19 protein-coding genes are annotated in these 16275 nt (G+C 41.4%); 3 read left to right on the top strand and 16 right to left on the bottom strand.

Features of this window, described 5'->3' with window-relative positions:
- Positions 1-44: 44 nt before the first annotated feature.
- Entirely contained in the window at positions 45-677 is a 633-nt protein-coding gene (locus PSU78_RS02195; RefSeq protein ID WP_300383552.1) for a hypothetical protein, read from the top strand.
- 11 nt (positions 678-688) lie between these two features.
- Here PSU78_RS02195 and PSU78_RS02190 read toward each other — a convergent pair whose 3' ends face one another.
- From PSU78_RS02190 to PSU78_RS02140, 11 genes are all read right to left on the bottom strand, one after another.
- Complete coding sequence (locus PSU78_RS02190; RefSeq protein WP_300383549.1) at positions 689-1471, bottom strand: tRNA threonylcarbamoyladenosine dehydratase; 783 nt, start codon at positions 1469-1471, stop codon at positions 689-691.
- Entirely contained in the window at positions 1468-1857 is a 390-nt protein-coding gene (gene acpS / locus PSU78_RS02185) for a holo-ACP synthase (RefSeq protein WP_300383546.1), read from the bottom strand. Before acpS ends, PSU78_RS02190 begins: the two co-directional genes overlap by 4 nt.
- Before the next feature lie 24 nt (positions 1858-1881).
- Complete coding sequence (gene pdxJ, locus PSU78_RS02180; RefSeq protein ID WP_300383543.1) at positions 1882-2610, bottom strand: pyridoxine 5'-phosphate synthase; 729 nt, start codon at positions 2608-2610, stop codon at positions 1882-1884.
- 31 nt (positions 2611-2641) lie between these two features.
- Complete coding sequence (gene recO, locus PSU78_RS02175) at positions 2642-3379, bottom strand: DNA repair protein RecO (protein WP_300383540.1); 738 nt, start codon at positions 3377-3379, stop codon at positions 2642-2644.
- Positions 3379-3870 carry a hypothetical protein gene (locus PSU78_RS02170; RefSeq protein ID WP_300383537.1) on the bottom strand — a complete coding sequence of 164 codons (492 nt, stop codon included), beginning with the start codon at positions 3868-3870 and terminating at the stop codon, positions 3379-3381. The genes recO and PSU78_RS02170 overlap by 1 nt, the downstream gene beginning before the upstream one ends.
- Before the next feature lie 39 nt (positions 3871-3909).
- Positions 3910-4833 carry a GTPase Era gene (gene era / locus PSU78_RS02165; RefSeq protein WP_300383534.1) on the bottom strand — a complete coding sequence of 308 codons (924 nt, stop codon included), beginning with the start codon at positions 4831-4833 and terminating at the stop codon, positions 3910-3912.
- A 34-nt stretch (positions 4834-4867) separates the two neighbouring features.
- Positions 4868-5563 (bottom strand): ribonuclease III, encoded by a 696-nt coding sequence (gene rnc / locus PSU78_RS02160; RefSeq protein WP_300383531.1) that lies wholly within the window; start codon positions 5561-5563, stop codon positions 4868-4870.
- A gap of 30 nt (positions 5564-5593) precedes the next feature.
- On the bottom strand, positions 5594-5986 hold the full coding sequence (locus tag PSU78_RS02155) for a DUF4845 domain-containing protein (RefSeq protein ID WP_300383528.1): 393 nt from the start codon (positions 5984-5986) through the stop codon (positions 5594-5596).
- 37 nt (positions 5987-6023) lie between these two features.
- Positions 6024-6803, bottom strand: a complete 780-nt coding sequence (lepB, locus tag PSU78_RS02150) for a signal peptidase I (protein ID WP_300383526.1) — start codon at positions 6801-6803, stop codon at positions 6024-6026.
- A gap of 34 nt (positions 6804-6837) precedes the next feature.
- Entirely contained in the window at positions 6838-8628 is a 1791-nt protein-coding gene (gene lepA / locus PSU78_RS02145; RefSeq protein ID WP_300383524.1) for a translation elongation factor 4, read from the bottom strand.
- A 174-nt stretch (positions 8629-8802) separates the two neighbouring features.
- Positions 8803-9477, bottom strand: a complete 675-nt coding sequence (locus tag PSU78_RS02140; protein WP_300383522.1) for a hypothetical protein — start codon at positions 9475-9477, stop codon at positions 8803-8805.
- Positions 9478-9664: 187 nt separating this feature from the next.
- Here PSU78_RS02140 and PSU78_RS02135 point away from each other — a divergent pair, with 187 nt between their 5' ends.
- The gene (locus PSU78_RS02135) at positions 9665-10417 is read left to right on the top strand and encodes an endonuclease/exonuclease/phosphatase family protein (RefSeq protein WP_300383519.1); all 753 of its coding nucleotides are present in this window, start codon (positions 9665-9667) and stop codon (positions 10415-10417) included.
- A gap of 28 nt (positions 10418-10445) precedes the next feature.
- Positions 10446-11624: a cardiolipin synthase ClsB gene (clsB, locus tag PSU78_RS02130; RefSeq protein ID WP_300383516.1), complete on the top strand. Its 1179-nt coding sequence runs from the start codon at positions 10446-10448 to the stop codon at positions 11622-11624.
- Between the two features lie 87 nt (positions 11625-11711).
- On the opposite strand, the gene PSU78_RS02125 is transcribed toward clsB, so the two are convergent.
- The 5 genes from PSU78_RS02125 to rpoE form a co-directional block, all read right to left on the bottom strand.
- Positions 11712-13124, bottom strand: a complete 1413-nt coding sequence (locus PSU78_RS02125; protein ID WP_300383512.1) for a DegQ family serine endoprotease — start codon at positions 13122-13124, stop codon at positions 11712-11714.
- Between the two features lie 136 nt (positions 13125-13260).
- Positions 13261-13722: a SoxR reducing system RseC family protein gene (locus tag PSU78_RS02120; protein ID WP_300383509.1), complete on the bottom strand. Its 462-nt coding sequence runs from the start codon at positions 13720-13722 to the stop codon at positions 13261-13263.
- 72 nt (positions 13723-13794) lie between these two features.
- Positions 13795-14775: a MucB/RseB C-terminal domain-containing protein gene (locus PSU78_RS02115; RefSeq protein WP_300383506.1), complete on the bottom strand. Its 981-nt coding sequence runs from the start codon at positions 14773-14775 to the stop codon at positions 13795-13797.
- On the bottom strand, positions 14775-15350 hold the full coding sequence (locus PSU78_RS02110) for a sigma-E factor negative regulatory protein (protein WP_300383503.1): 576 nt from the start codon (positions 15348-15350) through the stop codon (positions 14775-14777). The genes PSU78_RS02115 and PSU78_RS02110 overlap by 1 nt, the downstream gene beginning before the upstream one ends.
- Before the next feature lie 111 nt (positions 15351-15461).
- A complete protein-coding gene (rpoE, locus tag PSU78_RS02105; protein WP_300383500.1) occupies positions 15462-16235 on the bottom strand; it encodes an RNA polymerase sigma factor RpoE in 774 nt (257 codons plus the stop codon).
- Positions 16236-16275: the final 40 nt, after the last annotated feature.

Here is a 16275-nt window from a genome sequence, read left to right as displayed (position 1 = left end):
CCGATTGTGACAAATTGATGAAAATTTGATGAAAAACAAACTGAGTGATAGAACTAGGTATAGTGACATTTTTCTGTAATATTTCTATACCAGAATCGCTCTATAGATTTTTATACAGAAAAATAATAAATATGGTTTATGAAAAATCAGCGCTTGGGTTCAATGAATTTATCAATCAAAATCGCACACTAAGTGTAAGAGAGCGACAAGTTTTGCTATTGGTCAATGGTGTTCGTAATATTGATGAACTAGAAAAGTTTTTTAAAAAAGAGCAACTAACAATCACTCTAAATAAATTAATGTCAAATGGTTACATTCATCAATTCAACAGCATCACTTCATTAAGTAAAAATAAAACACCCAGCCACTCAACACTTGCCACACTTTCTTTCATTACCTCAATTAGTGATGAGTTGCCTATCGACTCAGCAAAAATTGCTGCCATTAAAACCATACTTCTAGAATCTGCTGATGATTATTTGGGACTGATGGGACACAATATCAAGGTATGCGTTAACTCATGTAACAATGAATACGACTTAAGAAGTTGCATTTCAATGTGGCATATGGCAATGCGAGAATCAAAACTTGGTCGAGAATCTACAAGCTTTTTATTAGAGCAAATTCATCAAACGCTTGAGAACAAAATATTGAGCGCTGACAGGCATACTCATTAACTTTAGGCTCACTAACGCTTTAACAAGCCTCGAATTAACAGCCCTGCTGCGGCAAACCCAAATGGCGCGGTCACACACACGCTAGAGCCATAACCTGCGCAGTTTAAACCAGTGATTGACGCATCATTTGTTTCACATACGCGATCGGGCATAATGACTTCTTCATCAGAATAAATACATTGGATACCAAGTTTTGCAGGCTTATTTTTACCAATGTCCGCTTTTGCAAAACCATAATCTCGACGCAACAAGTTACGCACTTTTGCCAACAACTTATCATGACTAACTTGGCTTAAATCTGCCTGTTTAATGCGACTTGCATCCAAACGCCCGCCTGCCGCACCCGTCATTACTAATGGGATAATTTGTTGCTGACATAATGCTGCAATAGCGGCTTTGGCTTTCGCATCATCTATACAGTCAATGACGCCGTGAAAATTGTGATTGAGCATGGTTTTCACGTTTTCAACAGTCACAAAATCTTCAATCTCATGTACCACAGCAGTTGGATTAATCAGGCGAATACGCTCGGCCATTGCCGTCACTTTGGCTTTACCAAAGGCACCCTCTACTGCATGCAACTGACGATTCACATTCGACTCAGCAATGTTATCTAAATCAATCAATGTGATTGTACCTACAGCATTGCGTGCAAGGGCTTCAGCGGCCCAACTACCTACACCACCGATGCCAATAATGCATATGTGCATTGCTTGTAATGTTGCTAAACCATCAACACCATATAACCTTGAAACACCGCCAAATCGGCGCGCTATATCTATAGCCTCACTCATGCTGCACTACCAGTTTCCAGCACAACAAATGCTGCGGCTAAATTTTTCTCGTCACTAATACTAATATGCATTTGCGTGATATTTTTAGACTGTAGTAACGCTTGCAACTCTGGCGCTAAAACCAATATTGGCTTACCTAAATCATCATGCGAAACAGCGATATTTTGAAAGGTAGCAGGCGCCCGCAGGCCCGTACCCAGAGCTTTAGAAAAAGCTTCTTTTGCAGCAAAACGCTTAGATAGAAAGCGCGCTTTGATGTGTGATTCCAAATAGCTAACTAACTCACTCTCAGCCAATATGCGTTTGGCAAAATCATCACCAAACTGCTGAATAGAAGCTTCGATTCGAGCCACTTCTACGATGTCTGTACCAATGCCAAAAATCATTTACTTGAGCTTCTATCCGTTAAATTATTTATAGCTAAACTCTTTAACTAGCGCTTTCATCTCTCGCACAGCATTGTCCCAACCGACAAATAAGGCATGAGCAACAATCGCATGACCGATATTAAGTTCATCGATACCTTCAATACAGGCGATTTCATGTACGTTATGGTAGTGCAATCCGTGGCCTGCATTCACCACCAAACCTAAGTTTAAACCGTGAGTTACGGCATCTTTGATACGTTGCAACTCGCGCGCTTTATCCACTGGATTTTCAGCATCGGCAAATGTACCTGTATGCAGCTCAATGACTGGTGCACCTACTTTTTTTGCAGCATCGATTTGTGCAAAGTCTGGACCAATAAATAGAGAAACTCGGATACCAGCGTCACTTAATCTTTTCACAGCTTTTTGCACATTGGCAAAGTTGCCAATCACATCTAAGCCACCTTCGGTAGTTCGCTCTTCGCGGCGTTCTGGCACTAGGCAGACGTCTTGCGGTGCAACTTCCAACGCGATCTCTATCATTTCATCAGTCACAGCACATTCCAAATTCATGCGAGTTTGCAACAAACTACGCAAAGCACGGACATCCTCATCTTGCATATGACGACGATCTTCACGCAGATGCAGCGTTATACTATCTGCACCAGACTGTTCAGCGCGCAATGCAGCCTGAACCACGCTTGGGTATTTGGTGCCACGCGCTTGGCGGATTGTCGCGACGTGGTCGATATTGACACCTAATTTAATCATGATTAATTTCTATCTTTTAAATTTTATAAAATTATAAACCTTGTAAATCAATCAGCAATTGTCTCGTATGCAAAGGTTTATCGCCTAAATAATGGGATAATAAATAACGCATCAATTGCTTACTTTGCTGCTGTGTTTGAATGTTGCTGTAATCGTCACTCGCCATATCTATTAAGGTTTTGCCGAGCAACTGTATGCCATTATTTACACGAGTCAACGATCCATTTAACCTTGTTGCGCCGTGTTCGGCAAGATAACGATAATTTGTATCTTCTAAAATCTGCTCACTACTCACATCATGCTGAAGCGGAATGGCATAGCCAAGTTCTTGCAGCAGTTTCAGCTCAAAACGCCTAAGCGTAGTCGCTAAATTTTCACCATTCGCTAGTATCTTTAAGGTCGCGCTGTAATACTCAAATAAGCTTTCATGCGGATCTTCACGTGGAAGCAATCGCAATAACAATTCATTCAGGTAGAAGCCGCACATCAGCGCTTCACCTTTAAGCAGTAATAAGCCTCCACCCCACTCTAAGCTATGCAATGTTTTAAGCTCTAACTTGCCTGACCAAGTAGCTAGTAAAGGCTGAAAAGACTGTAGCATGCCTCGCATGGCAGACCTTGGCCGCCTTGCACCTTTTGCCGTAGTTGCCACACGGCCAAAACCATGTGCAAACAACTCTACAACTAAGCTGGTTTCTTTAAACGGGTAAGTGTGAAGCACATAGACGGGTTGGTTATCTTGGCGGTGTGGATTAGAACTAACCGCCATTATTGTTTAAGATCAACTAAGCTTTGCAAACTATGATCATCCGCTTTTAAAATCAATAATGGCACCAACATTTCTGCGCCTGAAAAAAAAATCAGCGCAAAACGCACATTGTCATCTGAGTGAATTGGCGTAAATTTACCAAACCCATATCTTGAATTTCGCATAAGCTGCCAAGCGCCTTTTGGTTCAGCATATTCTGGCTTGTCGAAATGATGCTTAATCTCTTCAGTTGACACACTTCTTAAAGGATAATCACCGTTGTCAGCCAGTATCACCCAGCCCATTTCGCCATTTTTACCCGTATTTTTTAATTGGTATAAATACCAATCTTGGTCTACGTTGGCACTACCTTCTTTAGCATCACCTTCATAAGCCAGCTGAAATACGTTATTAATATCCCCGGTTTTACGATTAATAGCGTAATAAATACCTTGCTCATCTAGCTCGATTGGCTTGCCATAAAGAGGAATGTTATAGACATTATTCGGCATAGTAATACTCTAAACTGGTGAGCTAAAATGACTACACTGTTAGTAGCCTAGACTTTTTAACGCTCTTTCATCGTCGGCCCAACCGCCTTTAACTTTCACCCAAGTTTCTAGGTAAACTTTACCGCCAAATAACTTCTCCATATCTTGGCGGGCTTCAGTAGAAATTTGTTTCATTTTTTCGCCATTTTTACCAATAAGCATTGGCTTTTGGCTATCTTTATCGACAATCACGGCACAGAAAATACGGCGAAGATTGCCGACCACTTCAAATTTCTCAATTTCCACAGCCACTGAATAAGGAATCTCATCACCAAGTAATCTAAAAATCTTCTCACGAACTAACTCAGCCGCAAGAAAGCGTTCATTTTTATCAGTCAACTCATCTTCAGAGTAAATCGCCGCTTGCTCTGGTAAATACTTGCGAATCGTATGTAAAAGTTCGTCTAGATTTAAGCTCTTTTTCGCACTGACAGGGACGATATCTGTAAATGGAAATTCTAAATCGAAATCTTGAATCAACGGCAATAAATTACCTTTATCACCCATCAAATCTGATTTATTCACCACCAAAATAGTCGGTGTTTTATCTGACAATAAAGCTAATACTTTACGATCAGCTTCGCCCAGTTTCATAGGCTCAATGACAAACAACACTACATCAACCTCTGTGAGCACTTGCGTCACAGTCTTATTTAAACCTTTATTGAGTGTGTTCAGATGTTTTTGTTGAAAGCCAGGTGTATCCACAAACAAGAACTGAGTGTCTTCAGTGGTATGAATACCCAGTAAGCGATGTCGCGTGGTTTGAGCTTTACGTGAAGTAATGGCTAACTTCATCCCTAAAATATGGTTTAACAAGGTAGATTTACCTACGTTAGGGCGGCCTACAATTGCAATGGTGCCGCACTTGAATGCTGACAATGCGTCTACATCCAAATCTGAATCCAAGTCTGAGTCTGTCATTTTGGGCTATCCAATGTTCAATTTATGGTTGAGTTTACGCAATTTGGTTCTTACCAAAGCGTATTTTTTCTAATGCTAGTAAAGCAAGCTGGGCTGCTTGTTGCTCTGCGATGCGACGGCTAGTGCCTTCGCCAACCGTACGAATATCAAGTTTCTGTATGAAACATTCTACGATAAAGACCTGTGCATGTGCTTCACCGCTAGTGTGAACCACCGCATACTCTGGCACCGCAATTTTTTTACCTTGCAGCATTTCTTGCAACAAAGACTTAGGGTCTTTATCAATAATTTTAGGGTCTATGGTGCTGAGCTTTTCTGTATAAAGCTCCAAAACCAAAGCTTCTGCAGCTAAGAATCCACCATCAAGATAAACCGCGCCAATAATGGCTTCTAAGGCGTCGGCAAGTATGGATGGCCTGCGCCAACCCGCACTTTTTAGCTCACCTTCACCTAGCTTTAATGCATCACCAATATCCAAAGAAAATGCAATTTCGCTAATGGTGGCTTCTTTTACCAATTGTGCTCGCAAGCGACTTAAATCACCTTCAGCCAACGTTGGAAAGCGCTGATAAAGCTGATTTGCGATAATGAAATTTAGCGCGCCATCACCCAGATATTCAAGCCTCTCATTATTTTGCGAAGCATAACTACGATGTGTCAGTGCTTGAGTCAGCAGATTTTTATCCACAAACTTGTAACTAAGGCGTTTTGATAAATCCTGCTGAGTCATTGAATATATTTAATTACGTGTGCTTCTAAACTACTTACCATCTGCTGAAGCATTAAAATCCATCATGACGCTAATGTTACCAAAAAGTGGAGTGATGACTTGATACTGTGCAGAAACGGTTGTTTCACCCGCGCTATTTTTACCCATAATAATATCTTTACCAGTAATGACGGTGATATATGATGTGTTGGCTCGTTTATCAAATGAGTCCTGAATATCTTTTTTGCTCATGCTACTTAAAGACTCTTTATTCATAGCGCGAATAACAGTTTTAACAGAGAAGTACTCTTGATATGCTGGAAAAATTTTCATGGCAATGATTGCAACAAAAAATAACATTGCACCAACAAATAACATACCAAGCAATGTAGCACCGGCTTGCTTTCTACGGCTGGTCATATTTGTTATTTGAGGGTTACGCATAAATTTCTCCATATTTTAGAAAGTTGAATGTTATCAATTAATGAATTGAGCTACCGATTCGAGAACCTTTATCAAAATTCATCCAGATGAAGAATGCCTTACCGACTAAATTCCTCTCTGGTACAAAACCCCACACGCGGCTGTCTGAACTGTCATCACGATTATCACCCATCGCCAAATAATGTCCAGCAGGCACGACTATTTCCTCATCATTTGCAAATTTCGCCCCTATTGCATCGGAGTCGTAACTATTCACCCATTCGTTAATCAAAATGTCATGATTTACATTACCTAATTGTTCCCGATATTGCTTAGCGGTCACCATATTCAAGCCAGGCTTTACGTAAGCATAATCGCCCACGTCCTGCACATCTAAAAACTTTCCATTAATCGTTAATCGTTTATCTTGATAACGAATTTTGTCGCCAGGCAAGCCAACTACACGCTTGATATAGTCTACAGATGGCTCAGGTGGATAATGAAACACGAACACATCGCCGCGAGTTGGGTGGCTAATTTCAAAAAACGTATTATTTAAAATTGGCACACGTAGGCCATAGGTAAATTTATTTACCAAAATATAGTCCCCAGCCAGCAGCGTTGGCATCATAGAGCCTGAAGGGATTTTGAAAGGCTCAACAATAAAAGAGCGCACAAAAAACACCACAAAAATGACTGGAAAAAAGCTCTTAGCATATTCAACTGCGACAGGTTCTGCCGCTCCAACTGGGCGCTTTTTCTTTAACACCAAACTATCTAGCAGCCAAATAAAGCCCGTTACTAAGAGTATCGCCACCATGAATAAAGCAAAGTACATTATTTATCCTTATCGCCTGTTATTTTAGACTTACTTAATCTTCAATACGTAAAATAGCTAAAAATGCCTCTTGTGGAATCTCTACGTTACCCACTTGCTTCATACGCTTTTTACCTTCTTTTTGCTTATCAAGCAATTTGCGTTTACGGGATACGTCACCACCATAACATTTCGCAATCACGTTTTTGCGCATCGCCTTCACTGTTTCACGCGCAATAATATTCGCACCAATTGAAGCTTGAATAGCCACATCAAACATTTGACGTGGAATCAGTTCACGCATCTTAGCCGCCACTTCGCGACCACGACGCACGCTATTTCCTCGGTGAACAATCATACTCAGCGCATCCACACGCTCGCCATTCACCATAATATCAAGCTTCACTAAATCTGCCGCGCGGAATTCCAAAAACTCGTAGTCCATTGAAGCATAACCACGTGACACTGATTTTAACTTATCAAAGAAATCGAGCACCACTTCATTGAGCGGCATTTCGTAGCTGAGCATCACTTGCCTACCCATATACTGCATATTTTTTTGTAAGCCACGTTTATTGTTACATAAGGTCATCACAGGCCCTACGTAATCTTGTGGCATTAATAGATTCACGTTAATCACTGGCTCACGCGTTTCTTCCACACGCGACAACTCTGGTAAACGTGATGGATTCTCAATCTGCACTACTTCACCACTTTTGAGTAATAGCTCATACACCACAGTAGGCGCAGTGGTAATCAAATCCATATCGTACTCGCGCTCTAGGCGCTCTTGTACGATTTCCATGTGTAGCAACCCTAAAAAGCCACATCTAAAGCCAAAACCTAATGCAGTAGAATTTTCTGGTTCAAATAGCAAACTTGCATCATTCAAGCTTAGCTTTTCAAGCGCAGTACGTAGCGCTTCAAATTGGCTTGACTCAACAGGATATAGCCCAGCAAACACCTGTGGCTTCACCTCCTTAAAACCTGCCAATGGTTCTGTAGCGGGCTTACCCGCCAGTGTCACCGTATCACCCACTTTTGCAGCAGCGAGTTCTTTAATCCCTGAAATGATAAAACCTACTTCACCCGCAGAAAGAGAAGTTTTTTGTAGCGATTTTGGCGTAAATACGCCAACTTGCTCACACAAGTATTCTGCGTGTGTCGCCATTAATCTAATTTTATCTTTTGGCTTTAATACGCCGTCAATCACGCGCACCAACATGACCACGCCCACATAGTTATCAAACCATGCATCAATCACTAATGCTTTTAAGGGTTTCGTGACATCGCCAACAGGTGGCGGTACTTTTTTAATGACGGCTTCTAACACATCACGCACGCCCAAACCAGTTTTGGCCGAGCAACGCACTGCATCGCTTGCATCAATACCAATCACATCTTCAATTTCCTGCATCACGCGCTCAGGATCAGCAGATGGTAAATCGATTTTATTCAATACGGCAGTCACTTCAACGCCTAAATCAAGCGCTGTGTAGCAGTTAGCAACACTTTGCGCCTCTACGCCCTGACTGGCATCCACCACTAATAGCGCGCCTTCACAAGCTGAAAGTGAACGTGACACCTCATAACTAAAATCCACATGACCTGGGGTATCAATCAGATTAAGGTTGTAAATCTGCCCATCGTCTGCTTTGTATTGTAGCGCAGCTGTTTGAGCTTTAATCGTAATACCACGCTCACGCTCAATATCCATAGAATCAAGTACTTGCGCTTCCATTTCGCGATCAGCCAACCCGCCGCAAAGGTGAATAATGCGGTCAGCTAAGGTGGACTTACCGTGGTCAATGTGGGCAATAATGGAGAAGTTACGAATATTTTTCATTTAGTCTTTTTAAGCTTGTTAAAACTTTTAATGTTGCTTTATTGGGTTAATCCTGCTTTATAAATAAAGATAAGGCGCCAGAAGCGCCTTTTCACAATAGCCGTGATTTTACAACAAATGCTTGATTAGTTTGTAATTAATTGTCGAGTTGTCTTCAATATTGCCAATATAGTCCTAATTTTCCACTTTTGATTTCTTACGACCATCAACCTGCATGGCTTGTGTTAATTGTTTTATGCAAGCAGTCTCACTTGGACAAGAAGCGACTAAATCATCATCGGCAAAAACACCTTCTACAACATAGTAATTTCCAATCCATTTACCTGAATCAGCAAAGTCTTTAATATATGAATTATTGAGTACTAAGCTTAATTTGCCAAAACCGAATTTTTTATCTTGCTGAAACTCACCTACGTAAAAACTACCATCAGTCCAATAAATAGTGCCTTTTCCATCCATCAAATTATTTTGATAGCCACCTTCGTAGCGGGTGCCATCAGCCCATAGATAAGCCCCTCTACCACTACGCAGATTATCTTGAAACTCACCTATATAGCGACTGCCATCATCCATGGCATAAGTACCGTGACCTTGCATTTTACCAAGGACGTAATCACCATCGTATCGACCTTCTGGGCGCTTGTTGTAAAACCATTGTAGACTACCTATGCCGTCAGCTTTACCGTTTTTACATTGTCCAGTCCAGCTGATGGTGTATCCCACTAGTGATTTTGAATTCCAAATTTTGCAGCCTGTTTCTTTATCGCTTATTTCGCTGTCAGCGTAGGTAAAAAGACTCGCCGACATTAACATCAAGGTAGAAAGAAAAATTAAAGGATTCATTTTCATCGTTCACCTCATAACTTAGACTGGCTGATACAGCTTGGTGGATAGATATTAAGGATTAGTATTTTATAACTTTTATATACATAAACACAGCGTATTCACGTTTAGTAAATGTTCGCTACCTAACAAACGCACTTATGCTTTTAGCGTATGATAAAACTAATAAACAATAACAGTTATAAAGTCAATTTTGCATAATACGCTACGCATTGCTACATTCAACATCCACAAGGGGTTTACTCACTTTAACGCCCGTTTTTCTCTGCATCTTCAACGCGACATGTTACGAAAGCTTCAGGCCGATGTGATTTTTTTGCAAGAGGTACAAGATGTGCATACCAAACATACGGAGCGTTTTGCTTCTATGTCTACTTCTGGGCAAATGGAGTTTTTAGCCGATGAGGTATGGTCTGACTACTCTTACGGAAAGAACTCAGTTTATCCTGCAGGCCATCATGGTAATGCGGTGCTTTCCAAATTCCCGATTATTAACACCAATAACCAAGATATTTCTGCGCATGCAGTTGAACAACGGGGTATGCTACATTGCGAAATCAATATCCCGAATTGGGATCAGCCCTTACACGCAGTTTGCGTGCACCTAGGTTTATTTGCACAATGGCGACGCCAGCAGCTAGTGGCTGTATCAGAGTATATTGAGCAACATATTCCAGCCAATGCGCCTTTGATTATTGCGGGGGATTTTAACGATTGGGGCATGCGTACCGGGCGCACTTTTGCTGAACGCTTAAACATGCATGAGGTGTTTGAGCACCATGCAGGTAAGCCTGCGAAGAGCTTTCCTGCTTGGTTACCAATGCTCAGGCTAGACCGTATTTATGTACGTGGCTTTAATGTAAAGCATGTAGAAGTGCATTCAGGCGCGCATTTTTTAAAAGTTTCTGACCATGCGATTCTCACAACGACGCTGACCAAAATATAAGCTTGCTAAAATACGACCTATTTAAAATATGACCTATTTTGTTAACGGCAATCAAATTCAATTATTACGCAGTGGTACAGAGTACTTCCCTGCGCTTTTAGCAGCTATTGAGAGTTCGACTCAAGAAATATACTTACAAAGTTACATTTATAAAGATGATGTCACTGGCATACAGATTGGCGATGCACTCAAGAATGCCGCCAAACGAGGCGTCTCGGTGAACATTTTACTAGATGGCTTTGGCAGCAAAGATTTACCCAAGAGCTATGTAGAAGAGCTTGAGAAATCAGGCGTGCAAGTCATGTTTTACCGCCCCAAAATATCTCCTTGGTCATTAAAAAAGAGCCGCTTGCGGCGCTTGCACCAAAAGATTGCCGTGATTGATGGGCTTATCGGCTTCGTTGGCGGTATTAACATTATTGATGATTACGACGTACCTAATAATGCGCCTAACAATGTGCCGCCACGCGTGGATTACGCGGTGAAAATTGAAGGGAAATTGTTACCAGTTATTCTTGCTAATGTGCAAAAACTTTGGCGCAGAATTGCTTGGGTACATATGCGGCGAGCTAATTTAGTCACATCTAAAACCATAAAATTGACTCATTCGCTTAATGCTCAACAATACAATACTAAAGCTGCACTTGTGCTTCGCGATAACGTGTTGCATAGAAGCGATATCGAAGATGCTTATTTAGACGCCATCAGCCATGCCAAATCTGAAATCATCATCGCCAACGCTTACTTTGTACCTGGTAGACGATTTCGCCTAGCATTATTAGCCGCGGTTAAACGCGGCGTTAAGGTCAAGCTATTGTTACAGGGACGTATGGAATATTTCCTGATGTTCTCCACACATGCTTTTTATAGCGATTTTTTAAGATCAGGTATTGAGATTTATGAATATCGCAAAAGCTTTATGCACAGCAAAGTGGCAGTGATTGATAGCACTTGGGCGACAGTTGGCTCTTCTAATATTGACCCATTTAGCTTGCTATTAGCAAGGGAGGCAAATGTCGTAGTAAATGATGCAACCTTTGCTAAAGAGCTTAGAACCGACCTTCAAGCAAATATTGACGATGGCGCGTTTCGCATTAACCCTCACCAGTGGGCACAAGGCAATATATTCAAACGCTTTGTATCTTGGATTGCCTACGGATTGGTGAGGGCATTTTTAGGTGTTATTGGACGCTCAAATGAAAAATAAAAAAATTAACTTACTATTTGAATTCAATGATAATTAAAAAGCCGCTTTAAGCGGCTTTTTAATTAAACAGAATCAGTGACTTTCAAACTATTTAGTCACTTTTATGGGTACATACAAGGTGTTCTCACCTCTCAATACCAACACAGCCACAGTTTTACCAATAGCGACCGCATTGATTTGCTTATTGAACAAATCTACACTTTGCGATTCGCTATTATTTAAACCTAGCACCACATCACCACGGCGAATTCCCGCTTGGGCGGCAGCTCCAGCGCTATCAACCACTAACAAGCCATTTTTGCCATTGAGCTTTTTCTTTTGCTGTGACGTTAACTCTTTTAAGGTGAGTCCAATCTTGTTAGCTTCAGCTTTTGCTGCAGGCTTACTATTCTGTGCCGCTTCTGCGCTTTCAGTTGGCATTTCACCTATGCCCATATTCAGCGTTTTAACAGCGCCTTTACGCAACACTTCAACAGCGGCTATCTTACCTGGTTTAGTCGCACCAACAGCACGTGGTAAATCTGCAGAAGTTGTAATCACTTTGCCATCAAACTTAGTAATCACATCACCAACTTCTAAACCACCTTTATCTGCAGGGCCGTTTTTCTCGACTCCTGCTACCAACGCACCATTCGTATTTTTCATACCAAATGATTCAGCAAGCTCCTTGGTAATTTCTTGAATAGCAATGCCTAACCAGCCGCGTGTAATTTTTCCAGAAGCTTTCAACTGATTTGAAATATCAATCGCCACGTCAATTGGAATACTGAATGATAAGCCCATAGAACCGCCACTGCGGCTGTAGATTTGTGAGTTAATACCGACAACCTCACCAGCCAAGTTAAACAACGGGCCTCCTGAATTACCTGGGTTAATCGCGACGTCAGTTTGAATAAATGGTACAAAGTTTTCTTGAGGTAAGGCACGCCCTTTCGCGCTGACAATCCCAGCTGTCATCGTATTCTCTAAACCAAATGGCGAGCCAATTGCAGCAACCCATTCACCTACTTTTAACTTTGCTGGATCACCAATATTGACTTTAGGTAGACCTGTCGCTTCGATTTTAACTAGCGCCACATCGGTACGTTTATCTGTACCAATAATCTTGGCTTTAAACTCACGCTTATCAAATAGCTTAACAATCACCTCATCCGCTTCGCTTACCACGTGCGCATTGGTAAGAATGTAGCCATCGCTACTAATGATAAAACCTGAGCCTAGTGACTGAGACTTGTAATCCTGCTGAGGAGCACCTTGACCTGGCATGCCGGGAATACCAAAGCGTTTAAAGAACTCTTGCATTTGCTCATCACCTTCCATACCTGGGAAAGGCATGGCGCTAGGGTCAGCATGTACATTTTGAGTAACGCTAATATTCACAACTTCAGCACCGTGTTTCTCTGCTAGCTCAGTAAAGTCTGGCAGGTCTTTTGCGTAGGCACTTGTATTTATTGCGGCAATTAAGCCAAAACCAATGGCGGTAATCCAATTTCTTAACATCTATTCACCTCATTTAATATTTAGAAACATGCAGAAAGTAATAACCTTAAATTCTAGTTATAAAATCCCATTTTACTCATAGCAGTAATTGGGGGCAGTGCTATGTTTATCAAGCTAATAAATCAACTCTGAATGATTAACCCTTAGCCTCATCCTTAGCTAAACGCAAAATAGCCGCCTGATATTTTTTACTAAATGCAACGCCCGATTTATCTCGACCAATTAGATGACCTTTCACCCACAAGAACCCAAGCACTAAACCCAATAACGCACCAATAATTACATAAAATTGATTTTTAAATAAGTAATCTGCCGCAACCGTACCAATCAACAAACCAAGTAACGGCACTATATATAGAAAAAGCGCAGAACTAAGTACTGCTTGTTCATCAATTCCAACAACAACACTATCTCCAACCTGAGCATTGATTTGATTTTCGGCAGTAAAATCATGGCTATCATGCCCAAGCATTTTGCCCCAAGTAGCGTTACCACAACCACGCTTTTGACCACAAAGTCCACATGCGGTGCGCCTTTCTATTTCTAGTGTAGCTAGCGTACCTGCCGATTTTGTTACTATTGCGTACTCTTCTATCATGGCAATATTTTGTTACTTTTTAATGAATTTTAATCGGGATTTAAACTACATCGATGACTGGTATCTAATGATTTACTTAACAAATACTACTGAGTTTGCAATAGCTGCAACGGTAGCTTCTGGCACTTCGCCCAACACGGTAATTTGCAAATAACCTGCAACAGTGGAATAAAAACTAGTATTACCCACTACGCTATGACCCGCTCTAGGCTTAACGCCATTAGTCACAGGCTCAATAAACAGCGATACCGAAGCTAAGCCGTCTGAAAACACTACATGCGTCACCGGTAAAGGCTTACCATGCACCGTACGCAGCATTTGATCAACTTTACGATAGCCAGCTGGCAGCTCTTTTAGCATCCAATGCGGGCTAGGATTATAGTCAGCCTGCGCTGGAGGCTCATCCTCCATCACATAGTTTTTCTTACTATCAATTTTTGGTTTAAACCAATCTAAATCAACAGTGTTAACTAAATTAAGTTGAGTAAATGAAATACTATCCATCATCTCGTTTCGGCCATTAAACATCACAGACTTTAATATGAGGCCATATTCAGTATCTATCCAGAACCGATAACTATAACGTAAATCGTCTTTTGGCTCTAAAAATAATATTTGCGCACTACGACCTGCAATACGTTCAATGTCACCCGTCCGCAAGGTGTAACTTTGTTTCACAGCGGCTAAATTTGCAGGCAAAACTGCAGGGAACATATTTTGTCCTCTGCGTTTTTCAATAACTATTTTCTCATTCTTAGGATTGTATATAATTAAGTCGCTGCCTTGGCTAAGCACCTCGCGGGGGGAGCCATCTAGCAACACATTGCGAGCAAATTCATTTTGCCCATCAAAAAAATGTTTAATTTGAACAGATTTAGATTGTTGACCAGACTGACAAACAAATATACCTTGATAACTTAATGCATGCGCAGCCAAAGCTGCTTTTTGCAGAATTTGCCACTTATCATCATCACTCGCAGCAAGTACGCGCTGACTTGTATTAGATAGTGCGCTCGCTAGCAAGCAAGCTAAAACAAATCCTTTCATTCGCATTACTCTGTATAGCTAGCTGATTGAATATAATATGAACTCGCTGAAGGTGCAGATGCTTGATGTGCCATTAAATACTCGACTGGAACTCCCTGTTCATTTGTTACAGGCAATGTCGCCACTTCTTGCGGAGGTGTGGCTTGAGCAACCATAGTAGGCGCAGCTTGATTACCAACTTGAGTTTGCAATACCATCCAGCCCACCACCATGACTGCTGCACATGAAGCAGCAATTGACCATACGACAGGCAAATTAGTCGCAAATGACTTAGATTTTGCTTCTAAAGCTTGCTTCTTATTGCTCACTTCATCCAACGCATTGGTCTCGTTGAATACTTTAGGTTCGTTCATCCAAGCGGCATTGGGAGACAGCACGGTAGGCTCTAAATCAATTTTAGCCATTAAGTCCTCTTTAAAGCTAGGACTCAACGCATTTGCACCGCGCATTACATCGCCAATTAAATGATACTGGCTCCAAACCTCAGCCCCGTGGCCATTGGCCTGCATGCCTGCCATCAAATGCTCTGCATCTTCTAAGGCGATTTCATCATCTAATAATGCGGATATTTGTTCGGTCATTTTTTACTCCAAAATCTCATGCGTTAATCTCATACTTTAAAAGACACTATTTGCTCAATGCTTACTTCAATTTACTTCTTAAATCTATTGCTTATTAGTAGCCTAGTCTCGCTACCATCTTTTATTATCAGGCGTATCTAAAAGTGGTTTTAATTTAAGTGAAATAGTGTCGCGCGCTCTGAATATACGAGACCTTACCGTACCGATAGGACAGTTCATAATCGTTGCAATTTCCTCATAACTTAAGCCTTCAATCTCACGCAAGGTAATCGCTGTGCGTAACTCTTCAGGCAAACTAGCTACAGTGTCATTCACGGTTTGTGCAATTTGCTTAGTCATCATGGACGACTCAGGTGTTTCCATTGTGCGCAACTCATCACCATCTTCAAAGTTTTCCGCATCTTCAATTTCTACGCCTGTGCTCACGGTAGGCCTGCGCCCCATAGAAACTAAGTAGTTTTTTGCGGTATTAATGCCAATACGGTAAAGCCATGTATAGAAGGCACTATCGCCACGGAAGTTTGGTAGTGCGCGATAGGCTTTAATAAAGGTATCTTGCACTATATCTTCAATTTCGGATTGATCACGTACCATTCGAGATAATAGACGCGCCAACTTACGCTGATATTTATCAACCAACATGCCAAACGCGCGCTTATCCCCACGCTGGGCACGCAGCACTAGTTCATGGTCAATTTCACGATTTCCAGATGTTGGATTAACGGCCACTACGCTCAGGTTTCCTTTGGATTTAGTCTGCTCATTTGTGTTTTTCGCACTCACACTCTTTTCACTCTGCGCAGTATAACCTTGCACAGCGGGTTGCACTAAACTTTGTACTAAGTTTAGCTGGGTAAATTCGACTATATTTCCAATACGCATCATTAAGTTTCCTCTCATCAACGACACAAAACTACAATTTGAT

Source organism: Methylotenera sp., from assembly GCF_029945705.1.
In the GTDB taxonomy this organism is placed as follows: domain Bacteria; phylum Pseudomonadota; class Gammaproteobacteria; order Burkholderiales; family Methylophilaceae; genus Methylotenera.
The sequence above is the reverse complement of the archived record's forward strand: the minus strand, read 5'-3'. Positions and strand labels throughout refer to the sequence as shown.

Excerpts from the sequence above, each read along its gene's own strand:
- rpoE (WP_300383500.1), bottom strand. The coding sequence starts at position 16,235 with ATGATGCGTATTGGAAATATAGTCGAATTTACCCAGCTAAACTTAGTA.
- PSU78_RS02120 (WP_300383509.1), bottom strand. The coding sequence starts at position 13,722 with ATGATAGAAGAGTACGCAATAGTAACAAAATCGGCAGGTACGCTAGCT.
- PSU78_RS02125 (WP_300383512.1), bottom strand. The coding sequence starts at position 13,124 with ATGTTAAGAAATTGGATTACCGCCATTGGTTTTGGCTTAATTGCCGCA.
- PSU78_RS02110 (WP_300383503.1), bottom strand. The coding sequence starts at position 15,350 with ATGACCGAACAAATATCCGCATTATTAGATGATGAAATCGCCTTAGAA.
- PSU78_RS02190 (WP_300383549.1), bottom strand. The coding sequence starts at position 1,471 with ATGAGTGAGGCTATAGATATAGCGCGCCGATTTGGCGGTGTTTCAAGG.
- rnc (WP_300383531.1), bottom strand. The coding sequence starts at position 5,563 with ATGACTCAGCAGGATTTATCAAAACGCCTTAGTTACAAGTTTGTGGAT.
- lepA (WP_300383524.1), bottom strand. The coding sequence starts at position 8,628 with ATGAAAAATATTCGTAACTTCTCCATTATTGCCCACATTGACCACGGT.
- lepB (WP_300383526.1), bottom strand. The coding sequence starts at position 6,803 with ATGTACTTTGCTTTATTCATGGTGGCGATACTCTTAGTAACGGGCTTT.
- clsB (WP_300383516.1), top strand. The coding sequence starts at position 10,446 with ATGACCTATTTTGTTAACGGCAATCAAATTCAATTATTACGCAGTGGT.
- recO (WP_300383540.1), bottom strand. The coding sequence starts at position 3,379 with ATGGCGGTTAGTTCTAATCCACACCGCCAAGATAACCAACCCGTCTAT.
- era (WP_300383534.1), bottom strand. The coding sequence starts at position 4,833 with ATGACAGACTCAGACTTGGATTCAGATTTGGATGTAGACGCATTGTCA.
- PSU78_RS02170 (WP_300383537.1), bottom strand. The coding sequence starts at position 3,870 with ATGCCGAATAATGTCTATAACATTCCTCTTTATGGCAAGCCAATCGAG.
- PSU78_RS02140 (WP_300383522.1), bottom strand. The coding sequence starts at position 9,477 with ATGAAAATGAATCCTTTAATTTTTCTTTCTACCTTGATGTTAATGTCG.
- PSU78_RS02115 (WP_300383506.1), bottom strand. The coding sequence starts at position 14,775 with ATGCGAATGAAAGGATTTGTTTTAGCTTGCTTGCTAGCGAGCGCACTA.
- pdxJ (WP_300383543.1), bottom strand. The coding sequence starts at position 2,610 with ATGATTAAATTAGGTGTCAATATCGACCACGTCGCGACAATCCGCCAA.
- acpS (WP_300383546.1), bottom strand. The coding sequence starts at position 1,857 with ATGATTTTTGGCATTGGTACAGACATCGTAGAAGTGGCTCGAATCGAA.
- PSU78_RS02155 (WP_300383528.1), bottom strand. The coding sequence starts at position 5,986 with ATGCGTAACCCTCAAATAACAAATATGACCAGCCGTAGAAAGCAAGCC.